The 3,016-nt window shown below is 31.2% G+C and carries 2 protein-coding genes; both read right to left on the reverse strand.

Features of this window, described 5'->3' with window-relative positions; translation table 11 throughout:
* Window positions 1–482 precede the first annotated feature (482 nt).
* Window positions 483–2,030, reverse strand: coding sequence for a hypothetical protein (locus ACE3PD_RS01230; protein ID WP_374398762.1), 1,548 nt, complete (start codon window positions 2,028–2,030; stop codon window positions 483–485).
* A gap of 1 nt (window position 2,031) precedes the next feature.
* Window positions 2,032–2,604 (reverse strand): hypothetical protein, encoded by a 573-nt coding sequence (locus ACE3PD_RS01235; RefSeq protein WP_374398764.1) that lies wholly within the window; start codon window positions 2,602–2,604, stop codon window positions 2,032–2,034.
* Between the last annotated feature and the right edge of the window lie 412 nt (window positions 2,605–3,016).

Here is a 3,016-nt window from a genome sequence, read left to right on the forward strand (position 1 = left end):
AACGTAAATCTCCAAGAAATTCGATTAGGAAAGTTATCTTAGCCTAGTCTTAAAGTAAATTATGGATAGCTCAAAAGGTGCAAAGAGCTTTTGATTGATGATTTACGAACCGCCGAGTACGTGGCCCGTACGCTTGGTGGTGTGAGAGGCTCTCCCTGCTAGTTTCTAGCAGGGCAGTCTACTCGATTGTATGAAGCCATTTTTTTGGAAGTCGTTAATATTCTATTTGCAGTAAGAGTATTTCTTTTAGAAGTAGTAATATTTCTTTTTGCAGTAAAGATAAATCTAAATGTAGTTAAGATATTTCTATTTTAAGTTTAGATATATTTAGTTTTAGTTGTCAAATATCATTTTACTGTTTAAATATTCTAATTTACAGTAGCGATATTTCTAAATGCAGTAGTTAAATATTAAAAAGGAGTAGGGCAAGTGCTATAAGCACTTGCCCTACTCCTTTTTATTTTGTTATACATTCAAGTATTTTACTCAACAATAATTGTTTCATGTTGAATTTTACCATCTTGAAGTGTAATATTAAGAAGGTATGTTCCTTTTGAAATTTTTTCCAATTTCAAATCAAAATTATCTTCCACAAAATCGCCTGAAAAGATAGCTCTACCAAATAAATCGAAAACTTGAATCTTTTTAGTCTCCTTTTTATCCATTATTTTTGCGTATAAATCATCACAAGGGTCTGTTGGTGGCGGAACAATTTTACCAACAAGATTTTCAGATTCTTTAATTGGATTTTTGACATTTATTTTAAAAGTATCACATGGGTCTGTAATACTTCTAACCTGAATAGGCATGTATTGAATAGAATTACTGCAACTATTAAATGCTTTGCAAACAACATATGTTAAGCCTGGATTACCTACTTTAGTTGCAATTGCTGTAGTTCCTTGACCTTGTAATATTTGCCAACCATTAACAGATGTTCCTGTTGTACCAGCATAATCAAAATACCATTGCAAGTTTGTATAGCCAGTTGGTGCTTGAACAGAATACCAAATAGTTTCTCCTGTTAACGGATTATTATCTCCACTCATATTTGTAGTTGAAAAAGTAGGAGCACCAATATTAATTAATAGCGATTTTGTTGTAGTTTGATTACAAGAATTAGTAATTGTTGCAATTAAATCAATTGTACCATTACCAATTTTGTTCACAGTAACGGAAGTAGCAGTTAGGTTGCTAATTGATGCTATTGAATTATTAGAAACTGACCACTGAACAGTTTCGCTAGATTGTAACCCAGTTATTGAATAATCGGAAGACGTGCAAACGCTACCAGCTCCTGTAATTGCTGCATTAGTTGTATAAGGTGCGCGAGAAACTATACAGGTTTTTGTTGGTTGAGTTATTCCATTATAAATTGGAGTTACGGAAACATTTGAAGGTAAAACATTACCGTTTAGTGGTGTTAATGTAATTGAAGACATATTGGAATTTACAATACCTGTCCAACCCGTTCCTATATTCCAATTATATGATTTAGTACCCATATTTGTACCAGAGTTAGAAACAGTAAAGGTTCTTGAAGTTGTATTACCACATTCAATTTGAATTGAATTATAATTTAAACTGAATAGCGGTCCTCTTTTTATGGGAACATGATTTGTTTCCCATACAAGACCATTTCCTGAAGTTTGAGTTACAATTGCAACTAAATAATTTCCATTTTCATCATAAGTATAATCACTAGCATATAATGTTTTTTCCCAAATTCCTGAAAAACCAGAATTAGTTACTGCAGCTAAAAAAAGATCTTCTGGTTGTATCAGTTGTTTAAACTGACCATACGAGTTGTATGTACCAATTACGTGTTTTATACTGCCAATGTACATTTCAGAAGGCTTTGTAAATTCGACTTTAAAGTTTACCACAACTGAACTTGCACCATTAAACTCTATAGGACTGTTGTCAGGTATAGAAATACCATTTACTTTTACGTTTTTTATTTTAAACTCTACTTGAGCATTTATGCATGTTACAAAGAGTAGTAAAATTATTGAAGTTATTTTTTTCATGTTATTCTTTTATTAAATGTATTTGAAGGCCAAAGCCTAGATAAATGTTATTACGATTATTTTGTTCTGAATAATTTTTTGAATATTTAATGATACTTTCAAAAGCAACTGAACTGTTTAGGAAATATACAAAGCCTGTTTTAACACCAAAACCATTGCTATTTCCTAATGATTTATTCATAAATCTACTATAAGAAGGTTCTATAAATACGTTATATGTTTTTTCAGTATTTAAAACATAATATCTTAAAAAAGGGTTAATTCCTAAATTCATACCATTTGAACTAAATGAGTTTCCTTCAGTAAAACTGTTTATATAATTAATACTTGTTCCTATAGCAATTTTGTCTTTAAAAAAATAAGCAATGTTTGGCTCAATATTTAAGATATAACTTCCTAGTTCAGAATAATTAACAGTTGTTCCTTGAGAATTTGTATTATTATTTTTATTCTCGTATTTATCATATTGAAAACTAATATTACCCCCTACCATCCAATTTCCTTTAGTAATTTGGGCATTTGAAGTAATAAATGATAATAGAGCAAAAGCAGTAAATAGTTTAAATGTTTTCATGTGTATAAATTTATTATGTTAAAAATGTGATTATAATCTTTCTTTTTTGGAGGACTATTGCCTTGAACTAATTTTTTTTTTTTTCTAATTAATTTCATAACGTTGTTTTTAGTTTTTTTGAGCGTCTGTTGCTCAATGGTTTTATACAACGTTCTGCGGCTTGCTCTCAGTGGCGTTGAACCAACACCAAGCCATTACAAATATAATAAAACATTCCATTCAGCAGCGGATTTTCCGTAGGAAAATCCGGAAGTAGCCATTGAAGCAAACCGCTGTGTGTGCCCTGCATATGCAGGACACACCCCGAAAGCTCTTCAAATAGTTCAAAAATACAAATTTAGTTTTACGAACCAAGTTTTCGGGGTGTTATTTTTCCAGAGGGTGTAAGTCCCTTACGAGCGGACTGAAAACC

It is taken from the genome of Flavobacterium sp. (assembly GCF_041911335.1).
Taxonomy (GTDB): Bacteria; Bacteroidota; Bacteroidia; order Flavobacteriales; family Flavobacteriaceae; genus Flavobacterium.

Bases quoted from the DNA above. Each gene is read 5' to 3' on its own strand.
- ACE3PD_RS01230 (WP_374398762.1), bottom strand. From the start codon at position 2,030: ATGAAAAAAATAACTTCAATAATTTTACTACTCTTTGTAACATGCATA.
- ACE3PD_RS01235 (WP_374398764.1), bottom strand. From the start codon at position 2,604: ATGAAAACATTTAAACTATTTACTGCTTTTGCTCTATTATCATTTATT.